17 protein-coding genes are annotated in these 18,465 nt (G+C 60.1%); 9 read left to right on the top strand and 8 right to left on the bottom strand.

The genetic code is table 11. The features are described 5' to 3' along the window. Positions 1 to 62 precede the first annotated feature (62 nt). The gene (locus tag V8J83_RS07995; protein ID WP_339985216.1) at positions 63 to 1,007 is read right to left on the bottom strand and encodes an ABC transporter substrate-binding protein; all 945 of its coding nucleotides are present in this window, start codon (positions 1,005 to 1,007) and stop codon (positions 63 to 65) included. Between the two features lie 305 nt (positions 1,008 to 1,312). Here V8J83_RS07995 and V8J83_RS07990 point away from each other — a divergent pair, with 305 nt between their 5' ends. The 4 genes from V8J83_RS07990 (at position 1,313) to V8J83_RS07975 (ending at position 6,422) form a co-directional block, all read left to right on the top strand. Beyond that, entirely contained in the window at positions 1,313 to 2,563 is a 1,251-nt protein-coding gene (locus V8J83_RS07990; RefSeq protein WP_339985214.1) for a sarcosine oxidase subunit beta family protein, read from the top strand. Positions 2,564 to 2,624: 61 nt separating this feature from the next. Further along, positions 2,625 to 2,915 carry a sarcosine oxidase subunit delta gene (locus V8J83_RS07985; protein WP_339985212.1) on the top strand — a complete coding sequence of 97 codons (291 nt, stop codon included), beginning with the start codon at positions 2,625 to 2,627 and terminating at the stop codon, positions 2,913 to 2,915. Next, on the top strand, positions 2,912 to 5,866 hold the full coding sequence (locus tag V8J83_RS07980) for a sarcosine oxidase subunit alpha family protein (RefSeq protein ID WP_339985210.1): 2,955 nt from the start codon (positions 2,912 to 2,914) through the stop codon (positions 5,864 to 5,866). Before V8J83_RS07985 ends, V8J83_RS07980 begins: the two co-directional genes overlap by 4 nt. Next, positions 5,859 to 6,422 carry a sarcosine oxidase subunit gamma gene (locus tag V8J83_RS07975; protein WP_339985208.1) on the top strand — a complete coding sequence of 188 codons (564 nt, stop codon included), beginning with the start codon at positions 5,859 to 5,861 and terminating at the stop codon, positions 6,420 to 6,422. The genes V8J83_RS07980 and V8J83_RS07975 overlap by 8 nt, the downstream gene beginning before the upstream one ends. Here the strand turns inward: V8J83_RS07975 and V8J83_RS07970 are convergent. After that, entirely contained in the window at positions 6,419 to 7,423 is a 1,005-nt protein-coding gene (locus V8J83_RS07970) for a GlxA family transcriptional regulator (RefSeq protein WP_339985206.1), read from the bottom strand. The genes V8J83_RS07975 and V8J83_RS07970 overlap by 4 nt on opposite strands. Before the next feature lie 74 nt (positions 7,424 to 7,497). On the opposite strand from V8J83_RS07970, the gene V8J83_RS07965 reads away from it, so the two are divergent. Next, positions 7,498 to 8,136 (top strand): helix-turn-helix domain-containing protein, encoded by a 639-nt coding sequence (locus V8J83_RS07965; protein ID WP_339985204.1) that lies wholly within the window; start codon positions 7,498 to 7,500, stop codon positions 8,134 to 8,136. Positions 8,137 to 8,157: 21 nt separating this feature from the next. On the opposite strand, the gene V8J83_RS07960 is transcribed toward V8J83_RS07965, so the two are convergent. The 6 genes from V8J83_RS07960 to V8J83_RS07935 form a co-directional block, all read right to left on the bottom strand. Then, a complete protein-coding gene (locus V8J83_RS07960) occupies positions 8,158 to 9,225 on the bottom strand; it encodes a heme-dependent oxidative N-demethylase family protein (protein WP_339985202.1) in 1,068 nt (355 codons plus the stop codon). Between the two features lie 14 nt (positions 9,226 to 9,239). After that, a complete protein-coding gene (locus V8J83_RS07955; RefSeq protein WP_339985200.1) occupies positions 9,240 to 10,223 on the bottom strand; it encodes a PDR/VanB family oxidoreductase in 984 nt (327 codons plus the stop codon). After that, positions 10,220 to 10,822, bottom strand: coding sequence for a dimethylamine monooxygenase subunit DmmA (gene dmmA, locus V8J83_RS07950; protein ID WP_339985198.1), 603 nt, complete (start codon positions 10,820 to 10,822; stop codon positions 10,220 to 10,222). The genes V8J83_RS07955 and dmmA overlap by 4 nt, the downstream gene beginning before the upstream one ends. Before the next feature lie 67 nt (positions 10,823 to 10,889). After that, positions 10,890 to 12,041: an aminomethyl transferase family protein gene (locus V8J83_RS07945; protein WP_339985196.1), complete on the bottom strand. Its 1,152-nt coding sequence runs from the start codon at positions 12,039 to 12,041 to the stop codon at positions 10,890 to 10,892. A gap of 164 nt (positions 12,042 to 12,205) precedes the next feature. Further along, positions 12,206 to 12,388 carry a hypothetical protein gene (locus V8J83_RS07940; protein WP_339985194.1) on the bottom strand — a complete coding sequence of 61 codons (183 nt, stop codon included), beginning with the start codon at positions 12,386 to 12,388 and terminating at the stop codon, positions 12,206 to 12,208. A gap of 15 nt (positions 12,389 to 12,403) precedes the next feature. Next, positions 12,404 to 13,789, bottom strand: coding sequence for an ammonium transporter (locus tag V8J83_RS07935; protein ID WP_339985193.1), 1,386 nt, complete (start codon positions 13,787 to 13,789; stop codon positions 12,404 to 12,406). A gap of 195 nt (positions 13,790 to 13,984) precedes the next feature. Here V8J83_RS07935 and V8J83_RS07930 point away from each other — a divergent pair, with 195 nt between their 5' ends. From V8J83_RS07930 to glnT, 4 genes are all read left to right on the top strand, one after another. Next, positions 13,985 to 14,881, top strand: a complete 897-nt coding sequence (locus tag V8J83_RS07930) for a class II glutamine amidotransferase (RefSeq protein WP_339985191.1) — start codon at positions 13,985 to 13,987, stop codon at positions 14,879 to 14,881. 42 nt (positions 14,882 to 14,923) lie between these two features. After that, on the top strand, positions 14,924 to 15,601 hold the full coding sequence (locus V8J83_RS07925; protein ID WP_339985189.1) for a GltB/FmdC/FwdC-like GXGXG domain-containing protein: 678 nt from the start codon (positions 14,924 to 14,926) through the stop codon (positions 15,599 to 15,601). 103 nt (positions 15,602 to 15,704) lie between these two features. Further along, positions 15,705 to 17,042 (top strand): FMN-binding glutamate synthase family protein, encoded by a 1,338-nt coding sequence (locus V8J83_RS07920; protein WP_439649777.1) that lies wholly within the window; start codon positions 15,705 to 15,707, stop codon positions 17,040 to 17,042. A gap of 84 nt (positions 17,043 to 17,126) precedes the next feature. Continuing rightward, positions 17,127 to 18,455 carry a type III glutamate--ammonia ligase gene (gene glnT, locus V8J83_RS07915; RefSeq protein WP_339985185.1) on the top strand — a complete coding sequence of 443 codons (1,329 nt, stop codon included), beginning with the start codon at positions 17,127 to 17,129 and terminating at the stop codon, positions 18,453 to 18,455. Positions 18,456 to 18,465 lie beyond the last annotated feature (10 nt).

Below are 18,465 nucleotides of genomic sequence, written 5' to 3'. Positions count from 1 at the left end.
CCTCTTTCAATAAACCCCGCCCGGTTGGTCCGGACGGGGCATGTTTGTGCAAAGTCGTTGGATCAGGAACCGCCAACCCACGGCTGCCAGACTTCGGTGTTTGCTTCGAGCCAGATCTCGGCGGCCTCATCGGGCTCATATTCTTCGATGTCCACGAGGCGGGCCATCTCGGCGATTTGAGCGTTGCTGAAGTTTACCTGCTCAAGAACCGCATAGGCATCGGGCCAGTTTTCCTGCATCCCTTCCCAAGCGGCGATCTTCAGGTAGCCGTCGGCAGGGTTGCCGCAATCATACGCCATATCAGGGTTCGGCCCGAGCGACGGATCGCTGTCGCAGCCATCTTCCCACTCCGGGAATTCGACAAACGCTCCGGGCCAGACGGCTTCGGCGAAGTTCGGCGTCCAGTTGAACAAAACGATCGGTGTGCGGTCAGCTTCAGCTGCGGCCAATTCGGCCCAAAGTGCTGCGGCCGAGCCTGCGTTCACAACAACGAAGTCCATGCCGAGTGATTCAACCCGCTCCTGACCGTGCTTGAGCCAGTCGACCGGACCGTCGAGGTAGCGGCCCTGTGCACCGGTTTCCGCCGTCGCGAAAAGCGCCGCACATTCGTTCAGCGCCTCCCAATCGGGCAGGCCAGGGCAAGCGTCCGCGGTCCATTCCGGATACCACCAGTCTTCGCGGGTGATCGCGTCATGGGTGGTCACTTCGACGATGCCGCCTGCTTCCATCGCGGCGTCAAAAGATGCCCCGAATGCGCCTTCCCATACTTCCATTTCGAGCGTCACGTCGCCGAGACGGATCGACTCGTAGACGGCCTGGCTGTCGGTGGTCACGTATTCCACGTTCAGGCCCATGCCTTCGAAGATCTGGCCCACGATGTTGGACATCACGATTTGCGACGACCAGTTGTGGATCGGAATGACGATCGGATCCTCGCTGTCCGCTGCGGCCACGGCCGGTGCAAACGCGACGAGGCTCGTCACCAGTGCTGTTGTGAGTTTCTTCATTTGCGGTCTCCCTGTTCGTTGCACGCGAGCTCCGATGCCCCCATGCGTGGTCGGTTCGTTCCGAACGATTTGGCCAGCAGACGCGCGTCGAATCTCTGGTAGAACGCCGGGCCTGTGTACAGCGTCACAAGGATTTTCCTACAGATCAAGAAATTTTCCTGACAAGGGTGCCGTTTTCATCTCCGATTGGCAAAGGATCAGACGGTGCGTTTCTAAAACGTGTCGAATTTGGAAGGTTTTTTGTCCGAAATTGCCGCTGAAAATGTCCGATTCCGAACGCAAGATGCGGCGTGGAGGCTGCTAAAATGAGCTATTCGGGTTTTCGGGTCATAAAAGAGGCACTGACTGGCCATCGCGGTTGGGGGCCAGCCTGGCGGAGCCCTGAACCCAAACCTGAATATGATTACGTTATTATCGGGGGTGGTGGGCATGGCCTTGCTACCGCCCACTACCTTGCCAAGGAGTTTGGCCAGTCGCGTATTGCGGTTATCGAGAAAGGCTGGATCGGAGGCGGCAATGTGGGTCGAAACACGACGATCATCCGTTCGAATTACCTGCTGGACGGCAACGAGCCGTTCTACGAGTTCTCACTGAAGCTCTGGGAAAGATTGGAGCAGGACCTCAATTACAACGCGATGGTCAGCCAGCGTGGCATCCTCAATCTGATCCACTCTGACGCACAGCGCGACGCCTTCATTCGGCGCGGCAACGCCATGGTTTTGAACGGAGCAGATGCGGATCTGATGACGACCGAGCAAATCCAGAAGCGCTACCCGTTCCTGAACGTCAACAACGCGCGCTTCCCGATCAAGGGTGGGCTAGCGCAGCACCGCGGCGGCACCGTGCGCCACGACGCGGTCGCATGGGGCTATGCGCGGGCGGCGGACCGGCGCGGAGTGGATATCATCCAGAATTGTGAGGTCACGGGCTTCCGGATCGTGGATGGCAAATGTCTCGGCGTGGAGACATCGCGGGGTTTCATCGGGGCCAAGAAGGTTGCGGCCTGCGTGGCGGGCTCGTCTAGCCGCTTGATGGAGAGGGCCGGGATGCGCCTGCCGATCGAGAGCCACGTTTTGCAGGCATTCGTGTCCGAAGGGCTGAAACCGGTATTGCCGGGCGTTGTCACCTTTGGCGCGGGGCACTTCTATTGCAGCCAATCCGACAAGGGCGGGCTGGTCTTCGGCGGGGACCTGGACGGCTACAATTCCTACGCGCAGCGCGGCAATCTGCCCGTTGTCGAGGACGTCTGCGAAGGCGGAATGGCGATCTTCCCGATGCTGGGGCGCGTGCGGCTTCTGCGCATGTGGGGCGGGATCATGGACATGTCGATGGATGGTTCGCCGATCATCGACCGCACCCATATCGACGGGCTCTATTTCAACGGCGGCTGGTGTTACGGCGGCTTCAAGGCCACGCCTGCCAGCGGCTTTGCATATGCGCATCTTCTGGCCACCGACCGCCCGCATGAGACCGCGACCGCCTATCGCTTCGACCGGTTCGAAAGGGGCCGGATGATCGACGAAAAAGGGATGGGCAACCAGCCCAATCTGCATTGAGAACCCCCTGCAAAAGTGGGCACCGGTTTTGCGGCTTGGGAGTGCGAAGGAATGAGACGATATGATTATTAATCACCCCCTTCTCGGCCCCCGCGATGCCGCAGAGTTCACCTACCTCGGCGACGCCAAAATGATCTACCGCCCCACCGATTGGGAGGCCGAGGACGCCGTGGTTCAGTTCACGGAGTATGGTTACCTGCGCGATAACCCAGCCGGCGCGCACAGGGAGCTGTGGTTCCACGAACAGGGCGATCGCTCTTGGCTTGTCGTGACGCGTGACACGACAACCCACGAGATCACCGACGTGCAACTGGCCCGTGATGTGGCCCGGGCCGAGGGACGCAGCGCATGAGCCAGAAGAACCGGCTTCAGGGCGGGCAGATTGACCACTCCGCTTGCCTGAATTTCACCTTTGACGGGACGGCATATCAGGGCCATCCCGGCGATACCTTGGCCTCTGCACTTCTGGCCAATGGCGTGCGCCTGATGGGCCGTTCGTTCAAATATCATCGCCCCCGTGGGCCTCTGACGGCTGGCTCGGAAGAGCCAAACGCGATGGTTGAACTGCGCGCTGGCGCGCGGCAAGAACCCAACACGCGGGCCACGACGGCAGAACTCTTCGACGGGCTGGAGGCGAAGTCGCAGAACCGCTGGCCGTCGCTCGTGTTCGACGCGATGGCGATCAACGACCGCCTGTCGCCGTTCTTGACAGCGGGTTTTTACTACAAAACCTTCATGTGGCCCGCAGCCTTCTGGGAAAAGCTGTACGAGCCGATCATCCGCCGGGCCGCCGGACTGGGATCTATTTCGTTCGAGCCGGACCCTGACAGCTATGACAAGGGGTTCCTGCATTGCGACGTGCTGATCATCGGCGGAGGCCCTGCGGGATTGGCCGCGGCGCTGACGGCGGGCCGGGCGGGTGCGCGCGTGATCCTGGCGGATGAGGATTTCGTGCTCGGCGGGCGGCTCAACTCGGAAACCTTCGGTGTGGGGCAGAATAGCGCGACGGATTGGACGAAGCAGGCGGTCGCGGAATTGGAAAGCCTCGACAACGTCCGTGTTATGCCGCGCACCACGATCATCGGGGCCTTTGACCACGGGACCTATGGCGCGGTTGAACGGATCAGCGACCACCTCGCCATGCCAGCGCGGGGCAAACCCCGGCAGATCCTGTGGCGCATCTATTCCAAGCGCGCCATCGTAGCGGGCGGCGCGACCGAGCGCCCCATTGCGTTCGAGAACAACGACCGCCCCGGCATCATGTTGGCCGGCGCGATGCGGACTTATGCCAACCGTTTCGCCGCAACGCCCGCGCGTAAGATCGCTGTTTTCACCAACAACGACGATGGCCACCGCACTGCGGCGGATTTGCAGGCCAAGGGCGTGCGGATCGCTGCCGTCATTGACGTGCGGGAAGACGCGCCGCGAAGCGACGAATATCGGGTGATTGCGGGCGGCAACATCTGCAATGCGCGCGGGCGCCTGGCCGTGGATGCGGTGACGGTGACGCGGCCTGATGGCTCCACCTTTCAGCTTGATTGTGGCGCGCTCGCGGTCTCGGGCGGGTGGAACCCCAATGTGCACATGACCTGCCACCAGCGCGGGCGACCGCGGTGGAACGAGGCGCTCTCGGCCTTTGTGCCCGATGTCATGGGCGTACCGGGGCAGCGCGTTGCGGGGGCCGCCGCAGGCCATATGTCAACGCGCAGTGCTTTTGAGAGCGGCGCGGCGGAGGCTGTCTCGGCGCTTTGCGATCTTGGGATCAAGGCGACGGCCATGCACGTCCCCGAGGCTGAAGATAGCCCCGTCAATATCACCCCTTACTGGACCGTCCCCGGTGCCACTCGGGCTTGGGTCGACCAGCAAAACGATGTGACCGTCAAGGATGTGAAACTGGCCCATCAAGAGAATTTCAGCTCAGTCGAGCACCTCAAGCGCTACACGACCCTGGGCATGGCGACAGATCAGGGCAAGACCTCGAACATGGGTGGCCTGGCCATCATGGCCGAGCTGGCAGGCAAGCCGATCCCGGAAGTCGGCACCACGATTTTTCGCCCGCCCTATACGGCCACGGCCATCGGCGCCTTCGCAGGCCGATCGCGAGATGAAGACTTCCGCCCGACACGCAAAACGCCATCCCATGTTTGGGCCGAGGAACAGGGGGCCGTGTTCGTTGAAGTCGGGATGTGGCTGCGCGCTCAGTGGTTCCCGCAACCCGGAGAGAACCACTGGCGCGAAAGCGTAGATCGTGAGGTCTTGCAAACGCGCAGATCGGTGGGTGTTTGTGACGTGACCACCTTGGGTAAAGTAGATGTGCAGGGCACCGACGCGGCCACGTTCCTCAATAAGATCTACTGCAACGCCTTCGCAAAGCTGCCTGTTGGCAAGACCCGCTACGGCCTGATGCTGCGCGAGGATGGCATTGCCATGGACGACGGCACCGCCGGGCGTCTGACAGAGGATCATTTCGTCGTCACCACCACGACCGCCAATGCCGTGCCGGTCTATCGCCACATGGAATTCGTGCGGCAGTGCCTTTACCCGGACCTGGACGTGCAGTTGATCTCGACCACCGAGGCTTGGGCGCAATATGCCGTAGCGGGGCCGAATTCGCGCGCGTTGTTGCAAAAGATCGTGGACCCGGAGTTTGACATCACGAACGAGGGTTTTCCCTTCATGGCCTGCGCAAATATTACCGTCTGCGGTGGCCTGCGTGCGCGGCTCTTCCGGATCTCCTTCTCAGGCGAGTTGGCCTTCGAGATCGCCGTGCCAACGCGCTATGGCGATGCGCTGATGCGCCGGATTATGGAGGCAGGCGCAGAGTTTGACGTTGTACCCTACGGCACCGAAGCCCTTGGCGTGATGCGGATCGAGAAGGGCCATGCGGCGGGCAATGAACTGAACGGGACGACCACCGCGTTGAACCTTGGGATGGCGCGGATGGTGTCGAAGAAAAAGGATTCCATCGGTTCCACCCTTTCGGAACGTGAAGGCCTGAATGAGCCAGATGCGCTCAAGCTTGTGGGCTTCAAGCCGGTTGATCGGGCCCATGCCGTACCCGCGGGGGCGCATCTGATGACCAAGGGGTCGCCAGTTGATGCGGCACATGATCAGGGCTACGTCACGTCGGCCTGCTATTCGCCGAACCTGGGCCACGCCATCGGGATCGGTTTCTTGAAATCCGGCGACACGCGATTGGGCGAGATCATCCGACTGGTCAGTCCGCTGACCGGCGTGGACCATGAGGTCGAAGTCGTCTCCGCCCATTTCGTTGATCCAGAGGGGGAGAGGCTCCGTGCATGATCTGGCTCCGATGACCGCCCTGGGTGGCACAGAACCTCGCGAAGACGTCGTGGGCTCTGTGATCCTGACCGAAAAACCAGGCATTGCCCTTGCCTCCGTCGCAGCGCGCCTGGGTCAGGAAAAGGCGTGCCGCGAGCACCTGAAAGATGTCATTGATGCTGTGCCCGAACCGGGCAAGGTGCAATTGCATGATCCTGAAGCAGGCTTCTGGATGGGGCCGGATTTGTGGATGGTTGGTGCCCCGTTCGACACTCACGAGGATTTGGCAGATCAACTGAAGGCGCGGTTTGGCGAGACGGCGTCGATCACTGAGCAAACGGACGCCTGGGTGGTGTTTGATCTGCGCGGGTCAGGAATGGAGGATGTCATGGAGCGGCTTTGCGCCATCGACATCCGTGCGATGGAAACGGGCGACGGAACCCGAACGGTAATCGATCATCTGGGGTGTTTCGTACTCCGCCGCGACCCCGCCGATTGGGTTCGCATCCTGGGGCCACGCTCGGCCGCGGGATCGTTGCACCATGCCATTCTGACCGCGATGCATTCAGCAGTTTAAGTTGAGGGCAAGGGCATGTTTCCGGTGACCCGGAACAGGTTGATCCGCTCGCGATCCTCGCGAGGACTCATCCCGAACACTTCGGTGTAATAGCGCTTCAGAATGGTTGTGCTGCTGTAGCCAACCGCCTCTGCGATCTCGGTAAATGACTGATTGGTATACATCACCAACTGCCGCGCCGCCTTCATCCGCATCCGACGCAGGTAGCGCGACGGGTTTACGCCGGTGGCTTTCTTGAAGCTGCGCTCAAGCTGACGGGTCGAAATCCCGATCTCGTCGGCCACATCGCTCAGTCTTGGTGGATCGGTCAGGGTGGCAGAGTAGATTTCAATAACCCGCGCGACTTTCGCCGGGAGGGCCTGCTCTGATTTCGCGATGCTGCTGATGGCGGGGATGGATTGCTTCACATCGGTATTGCGCATCATCGGATGCTGGAACCAGCAAGCCACCTCCGTTGCGACAGCCGGGCCCAAACGATCCTGCACAAGCTGCAGCGACAAATCAAAGGCGGCAGTGGCACCGGCGGCGGTCATGATCTGGTCCGATGTTTCAATCACCTGTTCGGTTTTCTCGATGTCGGGGAACTCGGCTTCGAAGGCCGCTTCATAGCACCAGTGAACCGAAATCGGATCGCGCAACGGCACGCCCGCTCGCACCAACGGGAATACGCCGCCCGACACCGCCCCCAAGGTCATGCCATGGCGCGCCAGCGCGCGCAGGCACGCCGCCGATTGGTTCGTTTGGAATTCGGACACCGGGGCTGCAAGGATAATGAGGCAGTCAAGATCCAGTGATTGGGACAGCGTCAATTCCGTCTCAAACGCCACATTGGCGCTCGCCTCGACCTTTTCATCGCTCTCGGATACGAGAGACCAAATGAACGTTTCCGAGGAAGAGATTTCATTGGCGGCCCGAAGGGGCTCGATCATCGACGTCAGGCACGCCATCGGGAACCCTGGAAACAGGAGAAACCCAATTCTATATGGTCCCGAGTCGAACATGATCGCTACTGTGAGGAAAAATTTGCGCCTTCACAAGAAACTCTTTAGGGTGTCTACATAAAAGGGGGGGCTCGATGAGCAAAGTCGATAAACTCGTGCTGACGCAAAATCCGCACTCCATTCGCGAGCAGCGAGAAAACATCCTTGAAGTGGCCATCGGGCGCGAGGTGCGCGCGTTCCGAAAGCAGCAAAACATCACCGTGGCCGAGCTTTCCACGATGACCGGGTTGTCCATCGGGATGCTGTCGAAAATCGAAAACGGGAATACATCTCCGTCTCTCGGAACGCTGGAAGCGCTGTCGCACGCGTTGGCTGTGCCGCTCACGTCGTTCTTCCGCAAGTTCGAGGAGCGTCGACAAGCGGTTCACACGCCAGCGGGAACCGGGTCCGTGGTCGTGGCAGAGGGGACGCGCGCAGGCCATCAATATAATCTATTGGGTCATATCGGGTCAAATTCCAGCGGCGTGATTGTTGAACCTTACCTGATTACCCTTACCAGCACGTCTGACACGTTCGAGGTCTTCCAACATGGCGGGATCGAGACGATCTATATGTTGGAGGGCGCAGTCGATTACCGTCACGGTGATCAGATCTTTGCATTGCGTCCCGGCGATACGTTGCACTTCGATGCAGATGCGCCGCACGGGCCGGAGCGTTTGGTGGAACTCCCAGCCCGTTACCTGGCCATCATCAGTTATCCGCAGAATGCCTAAGGCGCTGTTGCCCGCGCGTCGTCACTTCTGCAATGGCGGTTCGGTCTCCTGATCCGGCCACACACCGGGGGATGTGGGCAGGCCATCATCGAACTGGCTCAGGTAATCCAGCATCATCGGACGGTTGTCTATGAAGCCCTTATACGTCGCCAGCTCTTCGGGAAGGTCGCGCACGACGCGGTGCAGGCGACGACCCCATTTGGGCATCGTCATCAGGTCTTGGAAACTGCACAGATAGCAGCGGATCGGAAATACCAGCGCGTTTGATCGCGGCAGGCGGAAGAAGGTTTGCAGTTCCACCCGAAGATGCTGCTTCGATCCGATGTTCTCGGGCGTGAGCGTCGTCTTCTGGATGCCCCATTTGTGGTAATTCTCGGGGCTGGTATCGAGCAGCGGATTGACTGTCATCGTCCAGTTCAACCGCCGCGCGGGGGCGCCTTGCTGGATGTTCAAAAGGAACTTCAGCGCGCGTTTGAAGATGCCCATTTCATGGGCAAGCGGCACGGGCGCATGCCATTCGAAGAAGTTCATGCCGATGTCGAAATCGAGGCTCCAGTCCGCCTGCGTCGTGACCATGCCTGCGTCCATCCAAAGCATCTCATCGCGCTGGTCCAGCACACAGAAATCGCCCTGCGCCTGACGGGTGATATATTCCATCGGGCCGTAGGACAGGGTGGTTTCATCAAGGAAGGTGAACGTATCGTCGATGCCGAGTGGCTTGTTGATCCAGCGCCACTTGTTGCCATCGCGGTGCAGCTGGAAGAGGTCCGGGTAATCCTCGGACTTGGAGACCATGATGAGCTCCAGCAGGTCCCAGCCCGCCAGCGTCATATGCGGCAGCGATTGGCAGCGCAGCGGATCGTCGGCCAGCACCATCGCGCGGTCGCGCATCTCCGAGACATAGTGTTCGTCCACATCGAACCGCTTCTCGTAGACCGAGCCCTCCGGTCCGCCTCGGTGCTGCTCCATGTTGACGGCATACATGTAGCTGTCCTCATGGAAGGGAAACGGGAAGCGTTTGATCGCCCAGTCGGAATTGTGGAACGAGTAATCGTCGCGGAAGGTTTCGTCGTTGAACTGAATGGTCATCTGTTCGGGCCTTTCTATCGGTCCAACTCAAGCGTGCCGAGAAACCGGCTGACGCATGGCATGATTTTCTTGCCGCTGGCGTGTTGATCATCGTCCAGCCAGTGATCGCGGTGGACGAATTCACCGTCCGCTGTCACCACGTCTGTTTCGCATTGCCCGCAGGCTCCGCCGCGGCAGAGGAACGGAGCCTCGACGCCTGCGCGTTCGATTGCTTCCAGCAGGCTCTCGTTTTCGCCCACCGTGATCGTCTTGTCGGACTTGCACAGCCGGACCTCGAATTCCTTGCCAGGCTCAGGCTTGAGGAACTCTTCGGAATGGACCTGCGCCTCGGGCCATCCGGCGGCCGACGCCGTGGCGTGGACCCAGTCGATCATGCCCTTGGGACCGCAAACATAGGCGTTGGTGCCAAGGGGCTGGCCGTCCAGCAGATCCTCCAGCGGGATCGCCTGGCTCTGGTCGTCGTAGTAGACGTGGACCTTGTTGGGGTACTTGTTGGACAGCATGTCGACGTAGGTGCCGAGTGTTTCGGTGCGGCACGCGTAGTGAAGCTCCCAATTGCCGTTCGAACGCTCGAGCTGAGCAATCATCGCTATGAAGGGCGTGATGCCGATACCACCTGCAAAGAAGATGTGCTTCTTCGCCCGCAAATCGAGCGAGAAGAGGTTAACGGGATAGGAGATCACCATCTCGTCGCCCTGCTTCACACGCTGGTGCATGAACAAGGAGCCACCACGCCCCTCATCCTCGCGCCGGACCGAGATCGCGTAGGTCGAGCTGTCGGCCGGATCACTCATCAGAGAATATGGGTTCAGACGGGTCAGGTCGCCGTCCTGCATCTGCACCACAGTATGCGCGCCGCCGGAGAACGGCGGGAAGGGCGCGCCATCGCGGCGCTGAAATTCGAACCGGGTGACAAGGTCGTTCAAAGGCACAACAGCACTGACCACAACGGGGATCTGCTCGGCGCCGGGTTTGGCTTTCTGGGGGGCGGCGCTCATTTGTAAAGCTCCACAGGGTCAGGAACATTTCCGGGGTCTTCGGCGTCGATGCAGACGCCCTGATAGGCGGCCAGTCGGCGCGAATAGTGATCCCGCACAAAAAGGTTTAGCCCACAATGCGCACATACGAACGGGTCGGTCATCACGTCCTCGGTGATGCCTTTGCAATGCACACATTGCATCCGCCGCGCGACCGATCCGCGATGTTCGGTCTGGATCGCGGTATGGGGAATGCCGGCCTGCATCACCTCGTTTTGCGCTTGTCCCATCAGGCCTTCTGTGCCGGCCAGATATACCTGCAAGCCCTGGTGCGCGTTCTCCAACACATGCCGCAAGCGCGAGACGGAGGCCTCATAAGTCGGCCCCTCGTAGAACTGCGCCGGGCCCAATGAACGCAGCTTGTCGGCGAAATCTGTGCCCTTGGCGATGTAGATGATGTGGGATTTGGCCATCAGGCCAGGGTCCTGCGCCGCAAGATCCAGGATTGCCTCGGCTCCTTCGGCATCTGCGACGAACAAATGTGCCTTGCCGGGCCGAGTTTCTAACGTGCCGTAAACCGGACGGCTCTTGATGCTTTCCGGAAACTGGAATTTCGACATTTCGTCGGGTGCTCCCTGCGTCAGTCGGAATGAAAAAGGGCGCCCCACCAAGGACGCCCAACCATGATCAGCCCTTGGCGGTGCGGATCGTTTTGTCCTTGTCGTAGAACGGCATCTCCTCGGCCGTGGCCGCCAGTTTGGCGCCATCGGGCTGAACCACGGTCAACTTGGTGCCGGGCTTGGCCACCGACGGATCAAGCCGCGCGATGGCGACGGAATAGCTGTTCAGCTCGGACGACAGGCCATATGTGATGACACCCACATCCTTGCCGTCGTGATGGACCCGCGCGAACATTTCCATCTGATCCATTGCACCACCGGACAGTTGCACACCGTAGATCTTGAACCGTTCCTTGCCTTTCATGGCGTAGTGGTTCTCGGACCCGATGAAACCGGTCTTGTTCGGCGACACGGTGAAGTCGAGGCCCAGTTCCCAAAGGCTGTCGCCTGCGGGCGTGCCATCTTGAAAGGGGAACGTTTCAGAATTGTCGCCGGGGTAGAAGAGAAGGTAGCTTTCAATGCGCAACATGTCGAGCGTCGAGAATTGCGTCGGGCGCACATCGTCACCGCCGGTCTCAAGCACGTTGTCCCAGATATGCACCGCATCCTTGGCACGGCAGAAAATCTCGTACCCACGCTCGCCGGTGTAGCCGGTGCGCGAGATCATCACGTCACGCCCAAACAGGCGGGTCTGCATGATGCCAAAGTAGGCCAGATCGCGGATTGCGGGAATCTCTTTGGCCAGAATATCCACTGACTTCGGCCCCTGCAGCGACATGTCATGCAGGTCGTCGTCCATGATGACCGAGCAGTTCTTTGCCGCAGCCACAGTGGTCAACTGTTCCATCCCGATGCCCGTGCCATGCACCACCAGCCATGAGTTCACGGCAATGTGGTAGATCACACAATCGTCCACAAACAGGCCGCGGTCATCAAGCATACAGGCGTAGACGGCCCGGCCCGGTGCGATTTTCTCGACATTGCGGGTGGTGACGCGGTCGATCACATAGGCCGCGTCTTCGCCAACGACATGAACCTTCTTGAGGCCCGAAACATCCATAAGGCCCGCTTTTGTGCGGATCGCTTCGTAATCGGCCTTCGCGCGCTCGGGCGTATCGTCATAGAACCAGGCGGTTCCCATGCCGTTCCAATCCTCCAGCTCGCCACCGATTTCGGCGTGCCGCTGCGCAAGCGCGGATGTTCTCCATAAAATGGCCATGCGATCGGCCCCCCTGTTTGACGTTTTGGTTAGAGGTATTCAGGCGCATGCGACGTTCAAAATCAATACTGTGGTGCAGATTTTTTTCCTGATAGGCAAAATGCCACCCTCAAGCGAAAGGGCCGCCCAAATGGACGGCCCTTCCAGCTTGCCCTTGGCTCAGCCTAGACGCGGGCGCTGTGCTTCTTGTACTTGCCGTTTTCAGCCAACTGGCCAATCACCAACGCGACGACGCATATGATGATCGCAATCACGGTGAAGGTGCCGGCGCCGCCATTGGCCCCCATGAAAACCGCGCCGTCGACGCCGTCCCATGTGCCGCCATTGTCGTATGGAAATCCGAACATGAGTCTTTCTCCTTATTATTCGGCTGCCGGCGCGGAGGCCAGAATGCCTTCGGGATAGGCCTGTGCGGGCACCTTGACGGTGTCGAGACCTGCGATTTCGGCCGCTTCCGGCACGCGCAGCATGCCAAGCATCCGCAGGATCAACGAGGATCCGTAGCCTGTGATCAGGCCAATGGCGATGAACACCACTGCGCCGACAAGCTGGCCGATGAGGCTGATGGTGGCCGCCCCTTCGCCCAATGCCGCCGGGTAGCCGGCCCCGACAATTCCGAGCATCAACATGCCGTAGATGCCGATGGTGCCGTGCACAGTGACCGCGCCAACCGCGTCATCGATGCCCATGCGTTCAAGGATCGATGCACAGGGCTTGAGGATGATACCGGCCCCGAAGGCCACGATGAACGCGAGCGCCGGGAAGTAGAGATCCAAACCTGAGGCTGCCGAAATGATCCCGGCCAGTGCGCCAGACATCATCCAGAATGGATCCTTGGTGTAAATCCACGCGCCGATGATGCCGCCGGCAATAGACATCAAGATGTTGAACGCCAATGCGCCAAGCGTGATGGGCGTGCCGTAGATGGTCGCGTAGTTGCCGCCCCAGGACCAGGCCTCGCCGCCGACGACCACACAGGCCATGAGGAAGCCCCAAAAACCGACGATAATCAGCATCAGGCCCGTCGCCGTGAACGGCATATTGTGACCGGGAAGATCGTTGGACGAGCCGTCGGCGTTGAACTTGCCGATACGCGGGCCGAGGTTGATCAGCACACCAAGCGCGAAGAATGCGGCGACCGCGTGCACCAAGCCGGCGGCGCCGAAATCATGCACGCCCCAATTCAGGACCAGCCAGCCATCCGCATGCCAGCCCCAGGCCGCTGCAAGTGTCCAGCTAAAGCCTCCAAGAATGATCGCGAGGATCACGAAGCCCACCGTCTGGATGCGTTCGATCACAGCACCTGACATGATCGAAGCGGTTGTTGCCGCGAACAGCGCGAAAGCGCCCCAAAATACGCCAGAAATCTGGTCGCTCAGGTTCGGCCCCATGAAGGCAGCCGACTCGCCCCAGCCCCACGCGATGGAATTGGCAAACTCCGCGCCGGACAACCCGTTTGGCCCCGCAGCGCCGGAAAAACCTTGCGGCAGGCCCCAATAAATCCACCAGCCAAAGAAGTAGAAGGCCGGAATGACAAACGCGAAGGCGAGGATGTTCTTGACGCCCGATGACAAGGCGTTCTTAGCGCGAGATGCGCCCATCTCATAGGCCAGGAAGCCCGCGTGAATGATGATCATCAAGGGGATGGTGATGTAGTAGAACATTTCCGCGAACATCGTGTTCGTCAGAGCGCCCCGCCCCTCGAGCGCCGCGACTTGTGCGGCCAGCTCTGCAATTTGTTCCTCCACGGGTCCCTCCTTGTGGATTTATTGATCGTTGTCCATTTCGCGCGGAAGCGCGTCGAAAATGAAACATGGCCGCGCGGTATCTCCAAAGGGTTTTTTGCCTTCAGTGAAAAAAAGTTTCCTGGCGGTTGTCGCATTCGCAAATTTGGTGCTAGCGTCTGAGTCGAGAGTGCAAGGGCCGAAAAGGGAGGCGTCGCCATGTGCGGGATCGTCGGGCTTTTTTTGAAAGACAAGTCGCTAGAGTCCGAACTGGGCAACATGCTGACGGATATGCTGATCACGATGACAGATCGTGGTCCCGACAGCGCCGGGATCGCGATTTACAGCGAAGATTCAGAGGCTAACGGCAAGTTGACGATCCAGTCGGATGCCGCAGATACGGCTTATGACGGCCTCGCCGATGCAATGTCCGCGGCGATCAGTGCACCTGTAAGTTTGCGCCGTAAGGACACGCATGCCGTGCTTGAAATGCCTGCTGAAAAGGTGGTCGAAGCCCGCGCCGCTTTGCGTGAAATCGACAGCTCGATCCGGGTGATGAGTACGGGCGAAATCCTTGAGATTTACAAGGAAGTCGGACTGCCCAAAGATGTGGCAGCGCGTTTCGAAGTTGCAAAAATGGGTGGCAGTCACGGAATCGGTCATACCCGGATGGCAACCGAATCTGCCGTGACAACGATGGGCGCGCATCCTTTCAACACCGGCGCCGACCAGTGCCTTGTGCACAACGGTTCGCTTTCGAACCACAACTCACTGCGCCGGAAGTTGCGCCGCGAGGGGGTACATATCGAGACCGAGAACGACAGCGAAGTCGCCGCCGCCTATCTCACCTGGAAGATGCAGAACGGCGCGACGTTGGGTGAGGCGCTGGAAAGCAGCCTTGATGACCTCGACGGGTTCTTCACTTTCGTGGTCGGTACGAAGGACGGCTTCGGCGTTGTGCGCGACCCGATTGCCTGCAAGCCCGCAGTGATGGCTGAAACGGATCAATACGTGGCCTTTGGAAGCGAGTATCGCGCCCTGGTGAACCTTCCCGGTATTGCAGACGCCCGCGTATGGGAGCCTGAACCCGCAACCGTTTACTTCTGGAACCACTAACATGCGCTCAGAAAGCGAAGCGACAGCGCGAAGGGGATAAGCATGCAGACTTTCGATCTGGAGGCTGAAGGCCTCCGCGCCCTGAACTCGGCGCTTCATGCGCAGAGTGAACAAACCAACCAGACAATTTGGCAGGTCGTGAACCCGAAAGGCAGTCATGCGATTGCCGTGGGTCTCGATGCGCCGATTGAGGTGAATGTGAAGGGGTCCACCGGGTACTATTGCGCCGGCATGAACAAGCAGGCGACCGTCCACGTCCACGGCTCGGCAGGCCCCGGTGTCGCAGAAAACATGATGAGCGGCACGGTCGTCATTGATGGAGACGCGTCGCAATACGCGGGCGCAACGGGCCATGGTGGCACGCTTGTCATCAAGGGCAACGCGTCCTCGCGCTGCGGAATTTCCATGAAGGGCATCGACATCGTCGTGCATGGCAGTGTCGGCCACATGAGCGCGTTCATGGCCCAATCGGGGAACCTTGTCGTCTGCGGCGATGCGGGCGATGCGTTGGGAGATTCGATCTACGAGGCGCGGCTGTTCGTGCGCGGGTCGGTGAAATCGCTCGGCGCGGATTGCATCGAGAAAGAGATGCGGCCCGAGCATCTGGAAATCCTGGCCGACCTGCTGGAACGCGGCGGGTGCGATGCGAAGCCTGAGGAGTTCAAGCGTTACGGCTCGGCCCGCAAACTCTACAACTTCAACATCGACAATGCCTACTGAGCGCGCGGTAACGCGTTTGAAAGCCAGACGCGTGGAAACGCGTACGGACACAATGCGCGCGATGACGCGCGACGCCGACTGAGGTGAAACGACCATGAAAGACATGAAGCAAAACGGCCCCCCGCGTACGACGCCGATTCAATCGGCCACGTTCTCCGAAAGCATCAATGCCGAAATCCGGAGAGCGGCAGCGACCGGCATCTATGATATTCGCGGCGGTGGCGCGAAGCGGAAAGTGCCGCATTTCGACGATCTGCTGTTCCTTGGGGCGTCGATCTCGCGATATCCGCTCGAAGGCTACCGCGAGAAATGCGAAACCTCCGTCACGCTTGGGACGCGCCATGCGCTCAACCCGATCGAGTTGGATATTCCGATCACGATCGCGGGCATGTCGTTCGGCGCGCTTTCCGGTCCTGCCAAGGAAGCTTTGGGCCGGGGCGCCACACTTGCGGGAACCTCGACCACCACCGGTGACGGGGGTATGACGCCGGAAGAACGCGGTCATTCCAACAAGCTGGTCTACCAATACTTGCCGTCTCGCTATGGGATGAACCCCGACGACCTGCGCAAGGCTGATGCCATCGAAGTGGTCGTGGGGCAGGGCGCAAAGCCCGGCGGTGGCGGTATGCTGCTGGGTCAGAAGATCTCTGACCGTGTGGCCGAGATGCGCAACCTGCCCAAGGGGATCGACCAGCGCTCGGCCTGCCGGCACCCGGATTGGACCGGCCCTGATGATCTTGAAATCAAGATCCTCGAATTGCGCGAAATCACCAGCTGGCGCGTGCCTATCTACATCAAGGTTGGCGGGGCACGGCCCTATTTCGATACGACTCTGGCCGTGAAGGCGGGCGCTGACGTGGTCGTGCTGGACGGGATGCAGGGTGGCACGGCGGCGACGCAGGACGTGTTTATCGAACATGTCGGCCAACCGATCCTGGCTTGCATCCGCGAAGCCGTCCGCGCTCTGCAGGATCTCGGCATGCACCGCGAAGTGCAGCTTGTCGTGTCAGGCGGGGTGCGAACCGGGGCAGATGTGGCCAAATGCATGGCGCTTGGTGCGGATGCGGTTGCCATTGGTACCGCCGCGCTGATTGCCTTGGGCGACAATGACCCGCGCTGGGAAGAGGAATACAACGCCCTCGGAACAACGGCTGGCGCCTATGATGACTGGCACGAAGGCCAGGACCCGGCTGGGATTACGACGCAGGATCCGGAACTGATGGCCCGGTTCGACCCGATCGAGGGCGGGCGCAGGCTCAACAATTATCTCAAGGTGATGACGCTTGAGGCCCAGACCATCGCGCGGGCTTGCGGCAAGAACCACCTCCACAATCTGGAGCCGGAAGATCTTTGCGCCCTGACGATGGAGGCTGCGGCGATGGCGAAGATCCCGCTGGCCGGCACCGACTGGTATCCCGGCAAACCCGGTTCAACCTACTGAACAGCGCAAAAGGCGCGGCGATCGAACGCCGCGCCTTTTGTCTATGTAAATACGAAATAAAAGACCACGACAGGGAACCAAAACATGACCATTGATCTGGCCAAATTCGCCAAGGACAACGGCGTCAAATACTTCATGATATCCTTCACTGACCTGTTCGGCGGCCAGCGCGCCAAGCTGGTTCCGGCGCAGGCGATTGCCGATATGCAGGAAGATGGGGCGGGTTTTGCGGGTTTCGCAACATGGCTCGACATGACACCGGCGCACCCCGACATGTTGGCTGTGCCCGACCCGTCCTCGGTGATCCAGCTGCCATGGAAACCCGAAGTGGCCTGGGTCGCGGGCAATTGCGTGATGGAAGATGAAGACGTTGCCCAGGCCCCGCGCAACGTGCTTCGCCGCCTGATCGACGAGGCCGCCGCCGAGGGGCTGCACGTGAAGACCGGGATTGAGGCGGAATACTTTCTGCTGACGCCCGACGGGTCGCAGATTTCCGATGAATTCGATACCGCCGAAAAGCCGTGTTACGATCAGCAGGCCGTGATGCGCCGCTACGATGTGGTGCGCGAGATCTGCGATTACATGCTGGAGCTTGGCTGGGGCCCGTATCAAAACGACCATGAAGACGCGAATGGCCAATTCGAGATGAATTGGGAATTCGACGATGCCCTGCGCACCGCCGACAAGCATTCCTTCTTCAAGTTCATGACCAAATCTGTCGCCGAAAAGCACGGCTTTCGTGCGACCTTCATGCCTAAGCCTATCGAGGGTCTGACCGGAAATGGCTGCCACGCGCACATCTCGGTCTGGGACGCGCCGGGCGACAGGTCCAAGACCAACGTCTTCGCAGGCAAAGGTGATGGGCAAACCGGGGAGGTGGGCCTTAGCGAACGCGGCAAGCATTTCCTTGGCGGGATCATGAAGCACGCCTCGGCGCTGGCCGCGATCACCAATCCGACCGTCAACAGCTATAAGCGCATCAACGCGCCACGTACCATGTCGGGCGCAACCTGGGCGCCGAATACCGTGACGTGGACCGGCAACAACCGCACCCACATGGTCCGGGTGCCGGGCCCCGGCCGGTTCGAATTGCGCCTGCCCGATGGGGCCGCCAACCCGTACCTTCTGCAAGCAGTCATCATCGCGGCAGGCCTGTCGGGCATTCGCTCGAAGGCCGATCCCGGGAAGAGGCACGACATCGACATGTATGCCGAAGGTCACAAGGTGCGCGGGGCGCCGAAACTGCCGCTGAACCTGCTCGACGCGTTGCGCGAATATGACAAGGACAAGGGGCTGAAGGCGGCGATGGGGGATGAATTCTCTGCCGCGTATCTGAAGATGAAGATGCAGGAATGGAATTCCTATGTCTCGCATTTCAGCCAGTGGGAAAAGGACAACACGCTCGACATTTGATGCGCGCGCC

Origin of the sequence: Gymnodinialimonas ulvae (assembly GCF_037543845.1) — a bacterium.
Classification (GTDB): domain Bacteria; phylum Pseudomonadota; class Alphaproteobacteria; order Rhodobacterales; family Rhodobacteraceae; genus Gymnodinialimonas; species Gymnodinialimonas ulvae.
Note: the sequence above shows the minus strand (reverse complement) of the source record. Positions and strands in the feature narration are given on the sequence as shown.

Excerpts from the sequence above, each read along its gene's own strand:
- V8J83_RS07965 (WP_339985204.1), top strand. The coding sequence starts at position 7,498 with ATGAGCAAAGTCGATAAACTCGTGCTGACGCAAAATCCGCACTCCATT.
- V8J83_RS07980 (WP_339985210.1), top strand. The coding sequence starts at position 2,912 with ATGAGCCAGAAGAACCGGCTTCAGGGCGGGCAGATTGACCACTCCGCT.
- V8J83_RS07960 (WP_339985202.1), bottom strand. The coding sequence starts at position 9,225 with ATGACCATTCAGTTCAACGACGAAACCTTCCGCGACGATTACTCGTTC.
- glnT (WP_339985185.1), top strand. The coding sequence starts at position 17,127 with ATGACCATTGATCTGGCCAAATTCGCCAAGGACAACGGCGTCAAATAC.
- V8J83_RS07955 (WP_339985200.1), bottom strand. The coding sequence starts at position 10,223 with ATGAGCGCCGCCCCCCAGAAAGCCAAACCCGGCGCCGAGCAGATCCCC.
- V8J83_RS07920 (WP_439649777.1), top strand. The coding sequence starts at position 15,705 with ATGAAGCAAAACGGCCCCCCGCGTACGACGCCGATTCAATCGGCCACG.
- V8J83_RS07945 (WP_339985196.1), bottom strand. The coding sequence starts at position 12,041 with ATGGCCATTTTATGGAGAACATCCGCGCTTGCGCAGCGGCACGCCGAA.
- dmmA (WP_339985198.1), bottom strand. The coding sequence starts at position 10,822 with ATGTCGAAATTCCAGTTTCCGGAAAGCATCAAGAGCCGTCCGGTTTAC.
- V8J83_RS07930 (WP_339985191.1), top strand. The coding sequence starts at position 13,985 with ATGTGCGGGATCGTCGGGCTTTTTTTGAAAGACAAGTCGCTAGAGTCC.
- V8J83_RS07995 (WP_339985216.1), bottom strand. The coding sequence starts at position 1,007 with ATGAAGAAACTCACAACAGCACTGGTGACGAGCCTCGTCGCGTTTGCA.
- V8J83_RS07970 (WP_339985206.1), bottom strand. The coding sequence starts at position 7,423 with ATGTTCGACTCGGGACCATATAGAATTGGGTTTCTCCTGTTTCCAGGG.
- V8J83_RS07985 (WP_339985212.1), top strand. The coding sequence starts at position 2,625 with ATGATTATTAATCACCCCCTTCTCGGCCCCCGCGATGCCGCAGAGTTC.
- V8J83_RS07990 (WP_339985214.1), top strand. The coding sequence starts at position 1,313 with ATGAGCTATTCGGGTTTTCGGGTCATAAAAGAGGCACTGACTGGCCAT.
- V8J83_RS07925 (WP_339985189.1), top strand. The coding sequence starts at position 14,924 with ATGCAGACTTTCGATCTGGAGGCTGAAGGCCTCCGCGCCCTGAACTCG.
- V8J83_RS07940 (WP_339985194.1), bottom strand. The coding sequence starts at position 12,388 with ATGTTCGGATTTCCATACGACAATGGCGGCACATGGGACGGCGTCGAC.